General features: G+C 72.0%; 18 protein-coding genes. 4 read left to right on the top strand and 14 right to left on the bottom strand.

The features are described from left to right. The first annotated feature begins 17 nt into the window (after nt 1-17). Complete coding sequence (locus WIS52_RS06255; protein WP_349297151.1) at nt 18-701, top strand: DUF1345 domain-containing protein; 684 nt, start codon at nt 18-20, stop codon at nt 699-701. A gap of 11 nt (nt 702-712) precedes the next feature. Here the strand turns inward: WIS52_RS06255 and WIS52_RS06250 are convergent, their stop codons facing one another. The 13 genes from WIS52_RS06250 to WIS52_RS06190 all read right to left on the bottom strand — a co-directional run bounded on the left by WIS52_RS06250 (nt 713) and on the right by WIS52_RS06190 (nt 12,567). Continuing rightward, nucleotides 713-2,014 (bottom strand): DUF222 domain-containing protein, encoded by a 1,302-nt coding sequence (locus WIS52_RS06250; protein WP_349297150.1) that lies wholly within the window; start codon nt 2,012-2,014, stop codon nt 713-715. Between the two features lie 73 nt (nt 2,015-2,087). Beyond that, a complete protein-coding gene (hypB, locus tag WIS52_RS06245) occupies nt 2,088-2,765 on the bottom strand; it encodes a hydrogenase nickel incorporation protein HypB (protein ID WP_349297376.1) in 678 nt (225 codons plus the stop codon). Between the two features lie 227 nt (nt 2,766-2,992). Further along, nucleotides 2,993-3,349 carry a hydrogenase maturation nickel metallochaperone HypA gene (locus tag WIS52_RS06240; RefSeq protein WP_349297149.1) on the bottom strand — a complete coding sequence of 119 codons (357 nt, stop codon included), beginning with the start codon at nt 3,347-3,349 and terminating at the stop codon, nt 2,993-2,995. An 11-nt stretch (nt 3,350-3,360) separates the two neighbouring features. Then, nucleotides 3,361-4,509: a hydrogenase expression/formation protein HypE gene (gene hypE, locus WIS52_RS06235; RefSeq protein WP_349297148.1), complete on the bottom strand. Its 1,149-nt coding sequence runs from the start codon at nt 4,507-4,509 to the stop codon at nt 3,361-3,363. Beyond that, on the bottom strand, nt 4,506-5,633 hold the full coding sequence (gene hypD / locus WIS52_RS06230; protein ID WP_349297147.1) for a hydrogenase formation protein HypD: 1,128 nt from the start codon (nt 5,631-5,633) through the stop codon (nt 4,506-4,508). The genes hypE and hypD overlap by 4 nt, the downstream gene beginning before the upstream one ends. After that, entirely contained in the window at nt 5,630-5,947 is a 318-nt protein-coding gene (locus WIS52_RS06225; RefSeq protein WP_349297146.1) for a HypC/HybG/HupF family hydrogenase formation chaperone, read from the bottom strand. The genes hypD and WIS52_RS06225 overlap by 4 nt, the downstream gene beginning before the upstream one ends. A 116-nt stretch (nt 5,948-6,063) precedes the next feature. Beyond that, the gene (locus tag WIS52_RS06220) at nt 6,064-6,585 is read right to left on the bottom strand and encodes a hydrogenase maturation protease (protein ID WP_349297145.1); all 522 of its coding nucleotides are present in this window, start codon (nt 6,583-6,585) and stop codon (nt 6,064-6,066) included. After that, nucleotides 6,582-7,985 (bottom strand): hypothetical protein, encoded by a 1,404-nt coding sequence (locus tag WIS52_RS06215; RefSeq protein ID WP_349297144.1) that lies wholly within the window; start codon nt 7,983-7,985, stop codon nt 6,582-6,584. The genes WIS52_RS06220 and WIS52_RS06215 overlap by 4 nt, the downstream gene beginning before the upstream one ends. Next, nucleotides 7,982-8,623, bottom strand: coding sequence for a DUF6084 family protein (locus tag WIS52_RS06210; RefSeq protein ID WP_349297143.1), 642 nt, complete (start codon nt 8,621-8,623; stop codon nt 7,982-7,984). The genes WIS52_RS06215 and WIS52_RS06210 overlap by 4 nt, the downstream gene beginning before the upstream one ends. Further along, nucleotides 8,620-9,225 (bottom strand): DUF5947 family protein, encoded by a 606-nt coding sequence (locus tag WIS52_RS06205; RefSeq protein ID WP_349297142.1) that lies wholly within the window; start codon nt 9,223-9,225, stop codon nt 8,620-8,622. The genes WIS52_RS06210 and WIS52_RS06205 overlap by 4 nt, the downstream gene beginning before the upstream one ends. Next, nucleotides 9,222-9,719: a NifU family protein gene (locus WIS52_RS06200; RefSeq protein ID WP_349297141.1), complete on the bottom strand. Its 498-nt coding sequence runs from the start codon at nt 9,717-9,719 to the stop codon at nt 9,222-9,224. Before WIS52_RS06200 ends, WIS52_RS06205 begins: the two co-directional genes overlap by 4 nt. Beyond that, nucleotides 9,719-11,518: a nickel-dependent hydrogenase large subunit gene (locus WIS52_RS06195; protein WP_349297140.1), complete on the bottom strand. Its 1,800-nt coding sequence runs from the start codon at nt 11,516-11,518 to the stop codon at nt 9,719-9,721. Before WIS52_RS06195 ends, WIS52_RS06200 begins: the two co-directional genes overlap by 1 nt. A 5-nt stretch (nt 11,519-11,523) precedes the next feature. Then, nucleotides 11,524-12,567, bottom strand: a complete 1,044-nt coding sequence (locus WIS52_RS06190) for an NADH-quinone oxidoreductase subunit B family protein (protein WP_349297139.1) — start codon at nt 12,565-12,567, stop codon at nt 11,524-11,526. Nucleotides 12,568-12,714: 147 nt separating this feature from the next. Here WIS52_RS06190 and WIS52_RS06185 point away from each other — a divergent pair, with 147 nt between their 5' ends. The 3 genes from WIS52_RS06185 to WIS52_RS06175 are packed head-to-tail and all read left to right on the top strand — an operon-like array spanning nt 12,715 to nt 15,288. After that, nucleotides 12,715-13,476: a 3-hydroxyacyl-CoA dehydrogenase gene (locus tag WIS52_RS06185; protein WP_349297138.1), complete on the top strand. Its 762-nt coding sequence runs from the start codon at nt 12,715-12,717 to the stop codon at nt 13,474-13,476. A gap of 19 nt (nt 13,477-13,495) precedes the next feature. Then, nucleotides 13,496-14,659, top strand: a complete 1,164-nt coding sequence (locus WIS52_RS06180) for an acyl-CoA dehydrogenase family protein (protein WP_349297137.1) — start codon at nt 13,496-13,498, stop codon at nt 14,657-14,659. Then, nucleotides 14,656-15,288 carry a TetR/AcrR family transcriptional regulator gene (locus WIS52_RS06175; RefSeq protein WP_349297136.1) on the top strand — a complete coding sequence of 211 codons (633 nt, stop codon included), beginning with the start codon at nt 14,656-14,658 and terminating at the stop codon, nt 15,286-15,288. Before WIS52_RS06180 ends, WIS52_RS06175 begins: the two co-directional genes overlap by 4 nt. A 2-nt stretch (nt 15,289-15,290) precedes the next feature. On the opposite strand, the gene WIS52_RS06170 is transcribed toward WIS52_RS06175, so the two are convergent. Continuing rightward, nucleotides 15,291-16,562, bottom strand: a complete 1,272-nt coding sequence (locus tag WIS52_RS06170; RefSeq protein WP_349297375.1) for a GGDEF domain-containing protein — start codon at nt 16,560-16,562, stop codon at nt 15,291-15,293. Nucleotides 16,563-16,674 lie beyond the last annotated feature (112 nt).

Genomic DNA, 16,674 nt, shown 5'->3' with positions numbered 1-16,674 from the left:
CTGGCAGGAGAGTCATCGTGACGCGAGCGTGGTCCGGCCGGCTCGAGACCGTGCGCTGGTGGCATCGCGAGTGGTTCCGGCAGCTCGTCGCGACGGTCGTGGCAGTCCCGCCGACCTACCTGGTGCCCGGCGACTACACGGTGAGAGGGCTGCTGTTCTGGGATTCGTTCGCGCTGGTGTACCTGCTCCTGACCTGGCTCACCTATCGTCGGCGTGATTCTGCGGAGCTGCAGGTACTCGGGCTCGCAGCCCGTCGGCGGCCCCGGCTGGCCGAACGGTTCGTGGCCAGCTCGCCGACGGACCTGTCCCAGGCCGCTGCGGTGATCGCGCTGCTGGCCACCGCACTCATCATGCCGCGGTACGACAGCCTCGGTGCACCACCGGGGCTCGTGTTCGGCATCTGCGTCGTCGCGGTCGTGTCCTGCTGGCTGACCATGCAGACCGGATTCATGATCGGGTACGTCAGTGGGTACGCCGCAGGGGGAGGCCTGTCGTTCCCCGGAACCGACGAGCCGCACACCGATGACTTCGTCTACTTCACGATCGCGGTCGGTACCAGCTTCAGCACGTCGGACGTCACCGTCACGGAGCGAAGGATGCGTCGTCAGGTGTCCGTCCACAGTGGGATGGCGTTCCTGTTCAACACCCTCATCATCGCGGCCACGGTGTCGATCATCGCGGCGTTCGTCTCGAGTTCATGACCGCCGCCCGGTCAGCCGGGCGGTGCGTTCGGGTAGGTGTGCCCGGTGGGCGTGGTGGTCTGGACGCCGTCGGGGGTGTGTTCGACGGTCCATCCGGGTTGTTCGCGGAGGTAGTTGTGGAATTCGCAGGTTCCGCGGCCTTGGTCGAGGGTGGTGGTTCCGTGGTCGGCGGCGCGGGTGATGTGGTCGATGTGGCGGATGGGGGCGTCGCAGTAGGCCTCGGTGCAGCGGTTGCGGGTTCGGGCGCGGATGAGTTCGTCGAGGAAGCGGGTGAAGCGGCGTTGGCGGGTGTCTCCGCCGATGACGATGCCCTGGCGGGTGATGAGCCGGCGTAGCGTCGTGCGGCCGTCGGTGGTGGCGAGCATCTCGGCGGGGACGGGTCCGTAGCCGGGGATCTCGGCGGGGAGTGGGGATTCGGGGTCGATCAGTGCTTCGACCGGGATCATGACCTGGACGTGTAGGTCGATGTCGGTGGCGTGGGTCTTGCCGGTGAGGCGTTCGACGAGGGTGTCGGCCATGACCTGCCCCCGGGTGCGGGGCAGCGGCTCGGGGCTGGCCGAGAGGTCGCGGTGAGCCTTATCGAGTGCGGCCAGGCAGCTGACGGCCTGCTCGACGGGCAGGTGGGCGGTCAGGAACGCCATCCCGTCGGCGGCGGGGCGGACGGTGACCCGGCGCGTGTTCTTCGCGGCCTCGCAGCGCTGGGCGAAGTCGGCGGGGGCGATCTCGGCGACCAGCCGCCGGGTCAGGTCCCGCAGGCGTCCGATCCCGAGGCGGGTGAGGTCGTGCTCGGCCAGGCGCCGGTCGAGTTCGGCCCGCTGGGCGCGCGACAACGTGTCGGCGGCGGTGACGATCGCCGAGACCTTGTCGGCATCCAGCTCCCCGGCGAGGAACAAGCTGTGCAGGTGGTCGAATCCGTTGTGCAGGTCCCGGGCGACGCGCATCCGGGTGCGGCCCTGGTGGACCGAGGTGCGGCAGGCGAGGGCGATCTGGGCGGCGACGCTCTGTTCGAGCTTGTCCGGGGCGAGTGTCTCGGCGGCCTGGGCGCCGGCGGTGTCGATGCGCGTGGTGACGTGGGTGCGGGCGAAGTCGTGGGCGGTGTCGTGCAGGGCGGCGTCGAGGCGGTTGAGCTGGGTCTTGATCCGGCGGATCCGGTCGATCTTGTCCGGCTCGGAGCGCGCGGCGCTGGCCGAGGCCAGGAGCCGGTCCAGGGCTGCTTCGACGAAGACCAGGTCGAGGTCGTCGTCGGGGAAGGTGGGCAGCTCCTCGTCGTCCGGGTCGAGTGCCCAGATCGGGGGTTCGAGGAGCGCGGTCATACGCCCATTCTACTCGAACGCCGGTTCGATTGCGAGACCGTATTCGTCACCGATGTCCTGAGACGTGAAGGGCCTAACTTCCGGGCCGCAGGCACCCGGTCAGGCGCGCGACCGACTCGGGCGAGCGGAGCGCGCGCAGCCAGGCGTACCACCCGTCCAACCCGTCGCCCCGGGTCGCCGAGAGCTGCAGGATCTCCGCGCCCGGCGCGGCGCGGCGGACGTACCCCGAGCACGCCTCGACATCGAAGTCCACATAGGGCAGCAGGTCGATCTTGTTGATCAGCACCAGGTCCGCGGTGCAGAACATGTGCGGGTACTTCAGCGGCTTGTCGGTCCCCTCGGTCACCGAGATCACGACGACCCGGGCGGTCTCACCGAGGTCGAACAGCGCCGGGCAGACGAGGTTGCCGACGTTCTCGACGAACACGACGGAGCCGGGGGACGGGTCGAGCTCGCGCAGGCCCCGGGCGGTCATGTCGGCGTCGAGATGGCAGCCGGCGCCGGTGTTGACCTGCACCACGCGGGCTCCGGTGGCGGCGATGCGCTCGGCGTCGAGCAGGGTCTCCTGGTCGCCCTCCAGCACGGCGCAGGGGAGGGCCCCGCCGAGATCGCGCAAGGTCCGTTCCAGCAGGGTGGTCTTCCCGGAGCCCGGGGAGCTCATGAGGTTCAGTGCGACGGTTCCGGTTGCGCGTAGCTGGTCGCGCAGCCGCGCGGCGAGGGTGTCGTTGCGGGCGAGGACGTCGATCTCCAGCGCGACGACGTCGGCGGGCGAGTCCGTGCGGTGTACAGCCTCGGAGCCCGGAGGGGACGGTGCCGCAGCCGGCCCGTGTGCTCGTGTGCCGAGCCCGTGGCCCCCGTGCCCGTGGCCGTGCCCGTGCTCGTGCCCGTCGGCTCCGTGGCCGTGGTGGTCGTGGTTCCGGTGCGGGTCGATGCCGTCCTCGACCGCCCCGGCCGGCACCGGAACCACCCGCACACCGGCTACGTCGTCGCATCCGCAGGTCGCACACATGTCTCCACCTCGATGATCCGCAGCGACCGCCCGCCTGTGACCTCGACGTCCGCGCTGCCGCAGCCGTCGCACAGCGGCAGCACCTCGCCCGTCTCGAACGCGCTCCCGCAGGTCCGGCAGGCCGCCGTCCCCACCGGACGGTCGAACTCCAGTTCCGCCCCCTCCAGCGACGTCCCGGCGACGACCATCTCGAAACAACACTCCATCGCCTCCGGCACGATCCCGGACAGCCGTCCGACCTCGAGCCGGACCCGTCGGACGGGCCTGTCCGGGAACCGCCCGGCGATCGCGTCCACGACCTCCTGGGTGATCGACAGCTCGTGCACGGCGACATGCCTCAGCAGATCCGGGGGAGGGGATCCCCGACCAGCAGGTCCACGATCCGGGTTCCGCCGAACGCGGTGCGCAGCAGCACCAGCCCGGGCGGGTCGTCGACCACGGTCCCGATCATCGCCGCACCCTCGCCGAGCGGGTGCCCGGCCAGCGCGGCGAGCGCGGCGTCGGCCCGCTCCGGTGCGACGACGGCGACCAGCCGGCCCTCGCACGCCACATACAGCGGGTCGATGCCCAGCAGCTCCGACGCGCCGTTGACGACCGGCCGGACCGGCACGTCGTCCTCGGAGAGCACGAGCGACACCCCGGACGCGACGGCGACCTCGTTGCAGATCGTCGCGACCCCGCCGCGGGTCGCGTCGCGCAGGCAGCGCACGCCGTCCCCGGCGGCGTCGAGCAGCGCGTCGACCAGCCCGTTGAGCGGCGCGGTGTCGGACTCCAGGTCGGCGACGATGTCCAGCTCACCGCGCGCGAGCATCACCGTGACGCCGTGGTCGCCGATCGGCCCGGACACGAGCACCCGGTCCCCGGGCCGGGCGGCCGTCGCCGACAGCTCCAGCGGGCGTTCCCGCACCCCCACCCCGGACGTCACCACGAAGCAGCCGTCGGCCTTCCCCCGTTCGACGACCTTGGTGTCGCCGGCGACGATCCGCACCCCGGCGGCGTCGGCGGCACGGGCCATCGACGCGGCGATCCGGCGCAGGTCGGCGACGGCGAACCCCTCCTCCAGGACGAACGCCGCGGACAGGTGCAGCGGCCGGGCTCCGGTCATCGCGAGGTCGTTCACGGTCCCGTTGACGGCGAGGTCCCCGATGTCGCCGCCGGGGAAGAACAGCGGCGAGACGACGAACGCGTCGGTGGTGAAGGCCAGCCGCTCGCCCCCGTCGACGGCGGCGCCGTCCTCCATCGCCTCCAGCACCGGGTTGCGGAACGCGTCGAGGAACACCGCCTCGATCAGCGTGTGCGTCGCCTTCCCGCCCGCGCCGTGCGCGAGCGTGATCCGGTCCTCGCGCAGCCGCGGCCGGGCGGCCCGGGCGCGGGCGATCCGGTCGAGCACCTGTTCCTCGGTGGTCGCGTGCGGCGCGCCGGGACGCGGGTGCTCGGGATCGGAGGCCCGGTTCGGGATGGTGGTACCGAGATCGTGTGAGGTCATACCCGGCTCGCCTCCCGCACCCGCTCCCGGCTGAACCGCCCGAAGTTGTAGTAGGCCGCGCAGGCGCCCTCGGACGAGACCATGCAGGTCCCGATCGGGGTCTCCGGCGTGCAGGCGGTGCCGAAGACCTTGCACTCCCACGGCCGCAGGACGCCACGCAGCACCTCGCCGCACTGGCAGGCCTTCGGATCCTCGACGCGGTCGCCGGGGATGCCGATGACCGTCTCGGCGTCGAACGCGGCGTAGGCGTCACGCACCCGCAGCGCCGAGTGCGGGATCCACCCGAGACCGCGCCACTCGAACGTCTCCCGCGGCTCCATCACCTTGTCGATCACCGAGAGCGCGGTCGGGTTCCCGTCCCACGGCACGACGCGGGTGTACTGGTTCTCGACCTCACAGCGGCCCTCGCGCAACTGCAGCAACAGCCGGTGGACCGACGCCAAGATGTCCAGCGGCTCGAAGCCGGACACGACGATCGGGCGGCCGTAGTCCCGCGGGATCCAGGTGTACGGCGCGCAGCCGATCACCGTCGAGACGTGCCCGGGCCCGACGAAGCCGTCCAGACGCTGGTCGGGCGAGTCCAGGATGGCCTGGATCGCCGGCTCGACGAGCACGTGGTTGCAGAAGATCGAGAAGTTGTCGAGGCCCTCGGCGGCGGCGCGCAGCACGGTCATCGCGGTCGACGGCGTCGTCGTCTCGAACCCGATGGCCAGGAACACGACCCGCTTGTCCGGGTTCCTGCGGGCGACCTTGAGCGCGTCGAGCGGGGAGTACACCATCCGGATGTCGGAACCGGCGGCCTTGGCGTCGAGGAACGATCCCTGCCCGCCGGGCACCCGCATCATGTCCCCGAACGACGTCATGATCACGTCGTCGTGCGCGGCGAGGGAGATGGCGTCGTCGACCCGGCCCATCGGGATCACGCAGACCGGGCAGCCCGGGCCGTGCACCAGCCGCACCTGCTCCGGGAGGTAGTCCTCCAGGCCGTGCTTGTAGATCGTGTGCGTGTGTCCGCCGCAGATCTCCATGAACTGGTAGTCGCGGCCGGGCTCGCACACCTCGGCGATCTCCTTCGCGAGCGCGCGGGCGGCGCCGGCGTCGCGGTACTCGTCGACGTACTTCATCGAGCCCCCTCCCCGAGACCGGCACCGTCGGTGATGTCCGACGCGCGCAACGCGTCGAGCTCGTCGGTGTAGGCGTCCCCGGTGCCGGTCAGCCACTCCAGCGACGCCTTCGCCTCCGCTTCGTCGATCGTGGACAGGGCGAAGCCGACGTGGATCAGGATCCAGTCGCCGGGACGCAGGTCGAGCTCGGCGCTGTCGTCGTCGCGGAGCAGGCCGATGTTCACCGCCCGCTGCACGCCCTCGACGCTGACCATCGCGAGGTCCTCGTGGCCGGACATCAGCTCGACCACCTCGCCGGGAATCCCGAGGCACATCGTGTCGTCCCCCTACATCTTCCGGATGCGCTGGTAGCGCGCGATCTCGTCGCGCGAGCGGTACGCGGTGATCGCCGCACCGGCCGTGGCGACCAGCGCGAGCAGCTTCAGCAACCTCATGGGTGTGCCTCCTGGCCTTCTCCGACGATCAGCTCCACGAGCCCGGCGACGGCGTCGGCCGCGAGCTCGACGGCGGCGGTGACCGGGGCGGACAGCCCCATCCCCGGGGTGGTGTCCGCCGGCTCGCAGCCGAGCACCAGGATCCGGCCGACCGGGTCGGCGACGCCGGTCGCGTCGGCCAGCTCGCGCAGCAGCCCGAGCACGACGTCCGGGCCGATGTCGTGCCCGTCCAGCGAGACCCCGCGCGCGGGCCGCGCCGCCGGGCCGTCCCAGGTGTGTTCGAGCCGGTAGAGGCTGCCGGGCGGGCCGTCGCCCTCCAGCGCGTCGACGAGCACGCAGCCGGTCCAGCCGTCGAGCAGCCGGTAGGCCAGGTCGATGCCGCGGATCCCGACGTCGACGACGGTGACGTGCCCCGGGAGCCCGCCCCGGCTCAGCAGGCGCTGCGCGACCTCGACGCCGAACCCGTCGTCGCGGTGGAAGACGTTGCCGATCCCGGCCACCAGAACGCCGTCGGTCATGGTGCGACCTCCAGCTCGTCGGGGCGGAAGTAGCGGAACCGGCCGTGCGCGAGCTGCAGCTCGGCGGCCGGATCGTCATCCAGGGAGACGGCGACGTGCACACCGCCGTCGACGTCGTGCACGACGGCCTGGACGGTGGCCCGCATCCCCTCGAGGAACGCGTCCTGGGCATCGGTGCCCCGCCCCGGGCGCAGGTGCACCGTCGATCCGCGGGACACGGGGATGCCCCCGACGTCGGCCGCGTCGGTCTCCGGGGCGACGGCCGCGTCGGCACCCGGGTCCCACCAGGGCGCGTCGACGGGGCCCTCGAACGGCGGTGGCGTGCTGATCGTGGGGACCTCGTCCAGGGAGCGGACCGCGCCGTGCAGCCGTTCCAGCATCTCCGGCGGCAACCCGTCGACGGCGTCCAGGATCGCGGCGGCGCGCGGGTCGGTGGCCCGGGCCTCGGCCTTCTCGGCGTCGGTGAGCACCATCGTGCGCAGGGTGAGGATCTCGTCGTTCTCGGTGCCGTCGAACAGGTCGACGCCGCTCTCCGGGGCGATCGCGGCGTAGTCGCCGACAATGATCGGGGAGCAGAGCAGCAGGTCGGAGCGCTCGGGCGGGCCGGCGAGCGCGGCCCAGCAGCGGTCGGAGACGCAGTCGCGGGTGAGCGCGGACGCCCACTCCGGTGGGTCCACGGGGGACAGGAAGGCGCCGGGGGAGATCGCGAGCAGGGTGTGGGTGCCGATCAGTGCGGTGCGCAGCATCTCGTCCCGCCCGGCGTCGTCGCTCGTGCACGGCGGCGCGACCTCGCCGACGACCGCGGTCGCCCCGCCGCGGGACGCGGCCGGCGTGTCGTTGCGGACCTCCAGCCGGAGTCTCACGAGGTCGTACGGACCGGGAACCTCGGTCGCGGTGATCGTCGCGCTTCCGCAGATCGGCTCCCGGGTGCGGACGATGCGGCCCGCCCGGGTCCCGTCGGCGCGCACCAGTTCCTCCACCGTCTCGACGGCGTCCCGCTCGATCGGCACGGTCCCGCCGGTCCGCAGGTCGAGCACGGTCTCCTCGGAGTCGGGGACCCCCTCGTCGAAGGGGAGGTACCGGACACCGTCGACGTCCAGTTCGGACACCGGAAGCCCGTCGGCGGTGAGCACGGTGCGTCGTTCCAGCCGCAGGAACCGGACCCGGACCCGCAGCGTCGCCAACCCGTACGGCTCGGTGCCGCCCGGTCCGGTCGCGGCAGCAACCCGGGGCTCGGCCAGGAACTCGACGCGTTGGGGGTCCTCGCCGCCGGGGGGCAGCACGCCCCACTGCCAGCGCAGCCGGTTCTTCTGCGCGGACGCCCGGTAGGGGTAGAGGAGATACCCCTCGAACAACACCGCGTCGGCGAGCGCGGCGACCTCGGCGAACGGATCGGTCACGGCGCACCCCCGAGCAGCGAGGTCACGGCGGCGTCCCAGCTCAGCGCGTGCTCCGCGCGGTAGGCGGCGAGCCGGTCGAGGGTGTCGCGGCGCAGCCGCACCCAGCCGGAGCCGGGGAAGTGCGCGTCCATCGCACCCCGCCACACCGTCACCGGCAGGTCGTGCGCGGCCTCCTCGGACCAGGAGACCAGGCCGACCTGCACGCCGTCGTCGCCGGCGTAGAACAGTGTCCCGGAGAACAACAGGACCAGCGGGATCACACCGGCGTCCAGTGCGGACAGGTAGCGGTGGCAGGCGACGTCGAGGTCGTAGGACAGCGGCACCGCGACCGGCACCGTGGTCTCCCCGGTGAAGGACGTGACCATCACCGGCACCGTCGCCAGCTGCAGCGGGTTGAGCGTCTCGGTCCAGCGCGCCGGTTCGCCGAACAGGCCGGTGAGCCGGGCGGCCTCGTCCGGGGTGTGCGCGCGGCGGCGCGGGTCGATCCGGACCTGCACCCGCAGCGCGATCGCGTGCACCCGGCGCCCGGTCCCGTCGACGATCCGCAGGTCCAGTTCCAGGGACGGGCCGGCCGCGTAGGGCTCGGGCCGTGACCCGGTGCACGCGAACGTCAGCGTCGACGGGAGCACGCGGGTCATGGCTGCCGCTCCAGCGGAAGGACGGTCGCGCGGGCCAGCGCGTCGGCGAAGAACGCCTCGATCGCGTCGCGGGCCTCGGTGCCGCCGTCGAACCCGTGCCAGGTCCGCCGCGCGATCCCGGCCAGCCGGTAGCAGGCGTCGATCGGGACCAGCAGGCTCGTCGGCGGGTCCCGGCGCACCAGCAGCGCCTCGACGTCGTCGGCCAGCTCGTCGGCCAGCGGCCCGCGGCCGGGACCGGACTCCCACGCCGTCGGCGGCAGTTCGCTCTCGGTCGCCCCGGCCGGGCCTGGATAGCAGGCGAGCATCCGGCCGGACGCCGAGCTGCGCATCAGGAACACGACACCGACCGGGACGTCGAGCGCATCCACCCCGGTCGCGGACGGGTCGCGCAGCCAGCGGTCCGGCACCCGCCGGTACTCGCCGGCGCCGGCACCGGGATTGTCGAACAGGAACGCGCACGGCCCGCACGCGCAGCGCAGCCGCCGCTCGGTGACGTGCACCAGGTGCGGGTGCTCGCCGGGAACCGGAGTGGCGCAGAGCTCGCAGCGCTCCGGGACCGGAACCGGTGCCGTCCGGTCGAGGAAGCGCCGCAGCCCGGTCACGAGGACGTCCGGATCCCGATGCGCAGCAGCGCGGGCTCGGAGACGAACGCGACCCCGGCGGCGTCCGGGGCGGCCCCCGTGACCGCGTCGGACACCACCTCCCGGATCGTGGCGGAGCCGCAGCCGGCCCCGGTCAGTCCGATGCGGACGGTGCCGTCCGGGTCGATACCGAGCAGCTCGACGTCGTCGCCGTGCCCGCCCAGCGAGCGCTTGGCCCCCTCGACCGCGTGCCCGACCCGGGTCCGCAGCTCGACCGGGTGCAGGTCGTGCAGCGCGAGCAGCCCACCGACCAGCGGGTCCGCCGCCATCCGGTGGATCAGCTGGTCCCCGGCACCGGCCCGCACCACGGTGACCAGCTGGTCCAGCCCGGCCCCGTAGAACCGCATCAGCAGCCCCACCAGCTCCTCGGCGGCCGGCCGCGCCGCCTCGTCGAGACCGTCCAGGACGGCCTCGATCCGGGTGGCGACGGTCGCCGGGTCGAGCTCGGCGGCCATCAGATCTGGTTCAGCGAGCCGGGGGAGTGGACGGTGTGGCGGTCCACCCCGGTGCCGTACATGTGCACCCCGCACGGCAGGCACGGGTCGAAGCTGCGGACCGCGCGCATGATGTCGATGCCCTTGAACCGGTCCCCGCGGTTCTCCTCGAAGATCGGGGTGTTCTGCACCGCGTCCTCGTACGGGCCCGGGGTGTTGAACTGGTCGCGGACGCTGCCGTTCCACGGCGTCGGCGGGTAGGGGTGGTAGTTCGCGATCTTCCCGCCGCGGACCACCATGTGGTGGCTCAGCACCCCGCGCACCGCCTCGGTGAACCCGCAGCTGATCGCGTCCTCGGGCACCGTGAACCGTTCCCAGGTCTTCGAGTTGCCGCCGCGCACCTCGGCCAGGGCCTGCTCGATGAAGTGCAGCGCGACGCCGGCGGCGTAGGCCTGGAAGTAGGTGCGGGCCCGGTTGCGCTCCAGTGCGTTGGACAGCGGTTCGCCGTGCGAGTCGGTCGGCGGCCGCCACTCGAAGCTGACCTCTCCCTTGAGCGCGGTGCGCGGCAGGTTGATCACCACGCTGTGCCCGGTGGAGCGGACGAACTCGGTCTCCACCAGCCCTGCCAGCGCGGTCGACCAGAGCCGGGCGATCGGGCCGCCGCCGGTGTCCAGGGCGAGGAAGTCGGTGCCGTCGTACCAGCGCGGCGACATCGTCCAGGAGTACTTGTCGTCGAAGTCGCGCTTCTGCGGCTCCGGGATCGTGTGCTGGTTCCACGGGTGGCGCATGTCGACCGGGTTGCCCAGCGGGTCGTTGGTCACGAACCGCTCCTGGTCCTCCCAGTCCCGGTAGAACGAGTGGCCGAGCAGGATCCGGATCCCGAGGTTGATCTCGACGAGGTCGGTGGTGACCAGCTTCCCGTCGACGACGACGCCCGGGGTCACGAACATCCGCCGGCCCCAGCTGGTCATCGTGCGGTAGTCGAAGTCGCAGTAGGCCGGGTCGTTCAGCGAGCCCCAGCAGCCCAGCAGCACCCGTCGCCGCCCGACGTTCTCGTAGCCCGGCAGCGCGGTGTACATGAAGTCGAACAGGTCGTCGTGCATCGGGACGACCTTCTTCATGAACTCCACGTACCGCATGAGGCGGGTGTAGTAGTCGGTGAACAGCTGGATCGTCGCGTGCGTGCCGACACCGCCCGGGTACAACGTGGACGGATGGACGTGCCGGCCCTCCATCAGGCAGAACATCTCGCGGGTGTAGCGGCTGACCTGCAGCGCCTCCCGGTAGAACTCCCCGGTGAACGGGTTCAGCGCCCGCATGATGTCGCCGATGGTGCGGTAGCCGTGCGCGTCGCCGTGCGGGGCGTCGGTCCGGTTCGCGAGCTCCAGCACCCCGGGGTTGGTCTCCGAGATCATCTTCTCGCAGTAGTCCACCCCGACCAGGTTCTCCTGGTAGATGTTGTGGTCGAACATGTACTCGGCGGCCTCGCCGAGGTTGATGATCCACTCGCCGAGGTGCGGCGGGCGGACGCCGTAGGCCATGTTCTGGGTGTAGACCGAGCAGGTCGCGTGGTTGTCCCCGCAGATCCCGCAGATCCGGCTGGTGATGAAGTGCGCGTCCCGGGGGTCCTTGCCTTTCATGAAGATCGAGTAACCGCGGAAGATCGACGACGTCGAGTGGCACTCGGCCACCCGCCGGTTCGGGAAATCGATCTTGGTGTAGATCCCGAGCGACCCGACGATGCGGGTGATCGGGTCCCAGGACATGTCGGTCAGGCCGGTGGTCTCGGTCGCGGCCCGCTGCGGTTCGGTGGCGGTCATAGAGTTCACCAGGCCTTCGCGTAGCCGGTCGTCAGCTCGGTCCCGTCGTGCCGCCAGGCCGGCTCGTGGTCGAGCTTGCGTTCGGTGATCTTGCGCAGCCGGGTCATCACCGACCCGTAGGCCTTGCTCGCGCCGCTGGAGACCAGCGATCCGGGCGGGGCGTCCATGAACGGCATGAACATGTCCGGGAAGCCGGGCATGGTGCAGCCGATGCAGATCCCGCCGACGTTCGGGCAGCCGCCGACGCCGTTCACCCAGCCCCGCTTCGGGACGTTGCACTTCACGACCGGGCCCCAGCAGCCCAGCTTGACCAGGCACTCCGGGCTGCCGTACTCGGTCGCGAACTGGCCCTGCTCGTAGTACCCGCCGCGGTCGCAGCCCTCGTGCACCGTGGCGCCGAACAGCCAGCGCGGACGCAGCGCGTCGTCGAGCGGGATCATCGGGGCCGAGCCGGCGGCCTGGTAGAGCAGGTAGAGGATCGTCTCGGACAGGTTGTCCGGGTGGGTCGGGCAGCCCGGCACGCAGACGATCGGGATGCCGGCCTTCGACTTCCAGGACCAGCCCAGGTAGTCGGGGACGCCCATCGCGCCGGTCGGGTTGCCGGCCATCGCGTGGATGCCGCCGTAGGTGGCGCAGGTGCCGACGGCCAGGATCGCCAGCGCCTTCGGGGCGAGCCGGTCCAGCCACTCGCTGGTGGTGATCGGCTGCCCGGTCGTCGGGTCGTTGCCGAACCCGGACCAGTAGCCCTCCGGCTTGATCTTCTCGTTCGGGATCGACCCCTCGACGACGAGCACGAACGGCTCCAGCTCACCGCGCTCGGCCTTGAAGAAGTTCTCCAGGAAGTCGTCGGTGGACCCGGTCGGACCGGCTTCGAAGTCGATCAGCGGCCAGTGCACCGCCACCTTCGGCAGGCCGGGCAGGGCGCCGAGGGCGATCTCCTCGATGCTCGGCTGCGTTGCGGTGGTGAGCGCGACCGAGTCCCCGTCGCAGCTCAGGCCCGCGTTGATCCAGAGGATGTGTACCGGGCCCTCGGCCCCGTTGTCGGACATGCGGCGCCTCGCAGTGTGGTGGGAGTCACGTTGTAACGGCGATGCGCCGGGCGGTGTAAGTGGTGACTCCACCTATGTGCGGGCCGGCGCTAGCGGCGCGTCGCCGGATCCAGTCAGTTCTGACTGTTCGGCTGCTAGCGTGGACACATGGACATCAACGGCTCTGTCGCCGTCGTCACCGGTGGTGCCTCCGGTCTCGGTCTCGCCACCGCCGAACGGTTCGTCGCGGACGGGGGGAAGGTCGTCCTGCTCGACCTGCCGTCGTCGCCGGGGGAGGCGGTCGCCGAGAAGCTCGGCGCGCACGCGCGGTTCGCGGCCGCCGACGTCACCGACCCCGAGCAGGTCTCCGCCGCGCTGGATGTCGCGCAGGAGCTGGGGACGCTGCGCGTCGCGGTGAACTGCGCCGGCATCGGTCCGGCCGCGAAGACCTACGGCAAGGGCGGCCCGTTCCCGCTGGACACCTTCACCCAGGTGATCAACGTGAACCTGATCGGGACGTTCAACGTGATCCGGCTGGCCGCCGAGCGCATCGCCGCGGCCGAGCCGGTCGACGACGAGCGCGGCGTGGTCGTCAACACCGCCTCGGTGGCCGCGTTCGAGGGCCAGATCGGCCAGGCCGCCTACTCGGCGTCCAAGGGCGGGATCGTCGGGATGACGCTGCCGATCGCGCGGGACCTGGCGAGCCTGGGGATCCGGGTCGTGACCATCGCGCCGGGCCTGTTCGAGACGCCACTGCTCGCGGGCCTGCCCGACGACGTCAAGGCCTCGCTGGGCGCGCAGGCGCCGCACCCGTCGCGGCTGGGCCGGCCGACCGAGTACGCGCAGCTGGCTGCGCAGATCGTCGCCAACCCGATGTTGAACGGCGAGACGATCCGCCTGGACGGCGCGATCCGGATGACACCGCGCTAGGCGGGAAGGGGAACGCGCGATGAGGCGCACGCTCTACGAGTCCGACCACGAGGACTTCCGGCAGGCCTACCGGGCCTTCGTCGAGAAGGAGATCGTCCCGCACGAACCGCAGTGGGAACGGGACGGCATCGTGCCGCGCTCGCTGTTCACCACGGCCGGGGCGTCCGGCTTCCTCGGCATGGAGGTGCCGGAGACCTACGGCGGCGGTGGGGTCGACGACTTCCGGTTCAACGCCGTCGCGGCCGAGGAGCTGATGCGCTCCGGTGCCGCCGCGGCCGGGCTGGGGATCAGCCTGCACAACGACATCGTGCTGCCCTACTTCCTCGCCTACTGCACCGAGGAGCAGAAGCAGCGCTGGCTGCCCGGCATCTGCAGCGGCGAGCAGATCCTGGCCATCGCGATGACCGAGCCGGGCATCGGCTCGGACCTGGCGTCGATGTCGACGACGGCGGTGCGCGACGGCGACCACTACGTCGTCAACGGGGCCAAGACCTTCATCACCAACGGGATCAACGGCGACCTGGTCGTCGTCGCGGTGAAGACCGACCCGGCGCAGAAGCACCGGGGGATGAGCCTGCTCGTCGTCGAGCGGGGGACCGAGGGGTTCACCCGCGGCCGCAACCTCGACAAGCTCGGCCAGCACGCCCAGGACACCGCTGAGCTCTCCTTCTCCGACGCCCGGGTGCCGGTGGCCAATCTGCTGGGTCCCGAGGAGGGCCAGGGGTTCGCGCAGCTGGTCGCGAACCTGCCCCGGGAGCGGCTCTCGATCGCGGTCGCCGCGGTCGCCGCGGCCCGCGCCGCGCTGGACGGGACCCTGGGCTACGTCAAGGAGCGCAAGGCCTTCGGACAGCCGGTCGGCTCGTTCCAGAACTCCCGGTTCGCCCTCGCCGAGATGGACACCGAGATCGACATCGCCGAGCACTACGTCGACGACTGCGTCCGCGCCCTCGACGCCGGCGAGCTGACCGCGGTGGACGCGTCGAAGGCCAAGTACTGGTGCACCGAGCTGCAGGGCCGGGTCGTCGACCGCTGCCTGCAGCTGCACGGCGGGTACGGGTACATGAGCGAGTACCCGATCGCGAAGGCCTACGCCGACGCCCGGATCACCCGGATCTACGGCGGCACCACCGAGATCATGAAGGAGGTCATCGGCCGCGGCCTCGGGCTGGGGGAGACCCGGTGACCCGGCCGGCGGCGCGGAGCCGGGCGCAGCGCTCCGAGGACAGCCGCTCCCGGATCCTCGACGCCGCCGTCACCTGCCTGGTCGACGGCGGCTACTCCGGGGCGACGACGCTGACCATCCAGTCCGCCGCGGGGGTGTCCCGCGGGCGGCTGCTGCACCACTTCCCGTCCCGAGACCGGCTGCTGGTCGCGGCCGCGCAGCACCTGGCGGCCAAGCGGGTCGCCGACACCGAGGAGCGGATCCGCCGCGCGCTGTCCGGGACCGACAGCCCGCCGTCCGACCCGTTCGACCGCGCGGACCGGGTCATCGAGCTGCTGTGGGAGAGCTTCGGCGAGCCGCACTTCTGGGCGTCGGTGGAGCTGTGGACCGCGGCCCGGATCAACGACGGCATCGCCGACGCGCTGCGGCCCGAGGAGCGGCGGCTCGGCGCGGCGATCCGGGCTTCCGCGGCCCGGATGTTCGGCGAGGAGCTCGCGTCGCGCCCGCGCTTCACGCAGCTGCGGGACCTGCTGCTGACCTCGATGCGCGGGGCCGCCCTGACCTACGCGTTCGACCCCCGGGACGCGCGCTCCGACGTCATGGTCGGGCAGTGGAAGGACCTGGCGCGGGTGCTGCTCTCCAGCCCGTGACCTCAGGCGCTGTACCGCATCCCGAACGGCGGGGTGGCCGGGGCCGGCGCGGCCGGTTCGGGGTCGCCCCACACCCGCACCTGGTTGCGCCCGGCGCGCTTGGCCGCGTACAACGCGGCGTCGGCGGCGGTGAGCAGGGCCTCGATGTCGTCGCCGTGGTCGGGGGAGGCCGCGACGCCGATCGAGACCGACAGCCCGTCGACCGGGCGGCCGGCGCTCGGTGGGGTCACGACGAGGGCCTCGATGTTGCGCCGGATCCGTTCGGCGACCTCGCGGGCCCGGCCGTACACGACGTCGTCGCGCTGCAGGCCGCCGATCGCCACGACGAACTCCTCCCCACCGAACCGCCCGGCCGGGTCCTGGTCGCGGACCTCGGCGGTGAGGACCCCGGCCACGGCACGTAGCACGTCGTCCCCGGCGAGGTGGCCGTGCCGGTCGTTCACCGCCTTGAAGTGGTCGAGGTCGAGCACCAGGACGGCGACGGCGCGGTCGGAGCGCGCGGAGCGCTCGACCATCTGCCGGGCCCGCCAGCGCCAGGCGTCGTTGTTGAGCAGCCCGGTCTTGGCGTCGGTCTCGGCCCGGGTCTCCAGCTGGCGGACCAGGGTGGCCTGCTCCAGCACGAGCAGCGGGGGTATCGCGAGCAGCACCAGCCACGGGGTCGTGTTCGCGATGATGACCGCGACCAGCCCGCCGAGCGAGACCGTCGCGAGCTCGAGGACGATCTCCCCGCCGAGCAGGATGCGCAGGAACCGGGTCCCGGGCTGGGACAGCCGGACGGCCGTGACGACCAGCAGCATGTTGACCGCGGTGAAGGCGGCCACCGCGGCGAGGATGAGGGTGGCGTCGCCGAACGACCCGAACCCGCCCAGCGGGTCCCCGGGGAGGCCGGAGACCGCGGCGACCGCGTGTACCGCGAGGACGACGGTGGTGGCGCTGAACAGGTGCCGGTGCGCGGCGATCCCCGCCGGCCGGCACACCCGCAGGTAGAGGTGGGTGTAGATCACCACGACGACGACCGTGGCCGGCACCACCGGCAGCAACAGGGCCGCCGCGAAGGTACAGACCGACGTCATGTTGACGTGGGTGGTGTCGCTGATCCGGCGCCGCACCCGTTCGGCGGTGCGGGACAGCTCGACGTGCGCCACGGCGACGCCGGCCAGCAGGCCGGCGAGCACCAGCTGGTCGACACCCGGCACCGTCACGTGGATGATCGCGTGCACGACCAGCGCGAGCGCGACCGCCTCGACACCGAGCGCGAACAGCCGGGCACGCATCGGCACGGCTCGGGACGGGGGATCCGCGACGGGCTCCCGGCGGGCCCGCGCCCGGCGCGGTTTCCGCTGGTGGGAGGTCACGTCGCTCGCCCCGTTCGTTGCTGCCGCAAAA

The sequence above is a fragment of the Pseudonocardia nematodicida genome (genome assembly GCF_040105385.1).
Classification (GTDB): Bacteria; Actinomycetota; Actinomycetes; order Mycobacteriales; family Pseudonocardiaceae; genus Pseudonocardia; species Pseudonocardia nematodicida.
This window is presented reverse-complemented; position numbering and strand designations above follow the sequence as displayed.

What these genes read in the sequence shown, in the direction of transcription:
- WIS52_RS06250 (WP_349297150.1), bottom strand. Translation starts at nt 2,014, where the DNA reads ATGACCGCGCTCCTCGAACCCCCGATCTGGGCACTCGACCCGGACGAC.
- hypE (WP_349297148.1), bottom strand. Translation starts at nt 4,509, where the DNA reads ATGACCTCACACGATCTCGGTACCACCATCCCGAACCGGGCCTCCGAT.
- hypD (WP_349297147.1), bottom strand. Translation starts at nt 5,633, where the DNA reads ATGAAGTACGTCGACGAGTACCGCGACGCCGGCGCCGCCCGCGCGCTC.
- WIS52_RS06225 (WP_349297146.1), bottom strand. Translation starts at nt 5,947, where the DNA reads ATGTGCCTCGGGATTCCCGGCGAGGTGGTCGAGCTGATGTCCGGCCAC.
- WIS52_RS06220 (WP_349297145.1), bottom strand. Translation starts at nt 6,585, where the DNA reads ATGACCGACGGCGTTCTGGTGGCCGGGATCGGCAACGTCTTCCACCGC.
- WIS52_RS06210 (WP_349297143.1), bottom strand. Translation starts at nt 8,623, where the DNA reads ATGACCCGCGTGCTCCCGTCGACGCTGACGTTCGCGTGCACCGGGTCA.
- WIS52_RS06200 (WP_349297141.1), bottom strand. Translation starts at nt 9,719, where the DNA reads ATGGCCGCCGAGCTCGACCCGGCGACCGTCGCCACCCGGATCGAGGCC.
- WIS52_RS06195 (WP_349297140.1), bottom strand. Translation starts at nt 11,518, where the DNA reads ATGACCGCCACCGAACCGCAGCGGGCCGCGACCGAGACCACCGGCCTG.
- WIS52_RS06190 (WP_349297139.1), bottom strand. Translation starts at nt 12,567, where the DNA reads ATGTCCGACAACGGGGCCGAGGGCCCGGTACACATCCTCTGGATCAAC.
- WIS52_RS06185 (WP_349297138.1), top strand. Translation starts at nt 12,715, where the DNA reads ATGGACATCAACGGCTCTGTCGCCGTCGTCACCGGTGGTGCCTCCGGT.
- WIS52_RS06180 (WP_349297137.1), top strand. Translation starts at nt 13,496, where the DNA reads ATGAGGCGCACGCTCTACGAGTCCGACCACGAGGACTTCCGGCAGGCC.
- WIS52_RS06170 (WP_349297375.1), bottom strand. Translation starts at nt 16,562, where the DNA reads ATGCGTGCCCGGCTGTTCGCGCTCGGTGTCGAGGCGGTCGCGCTCGCG.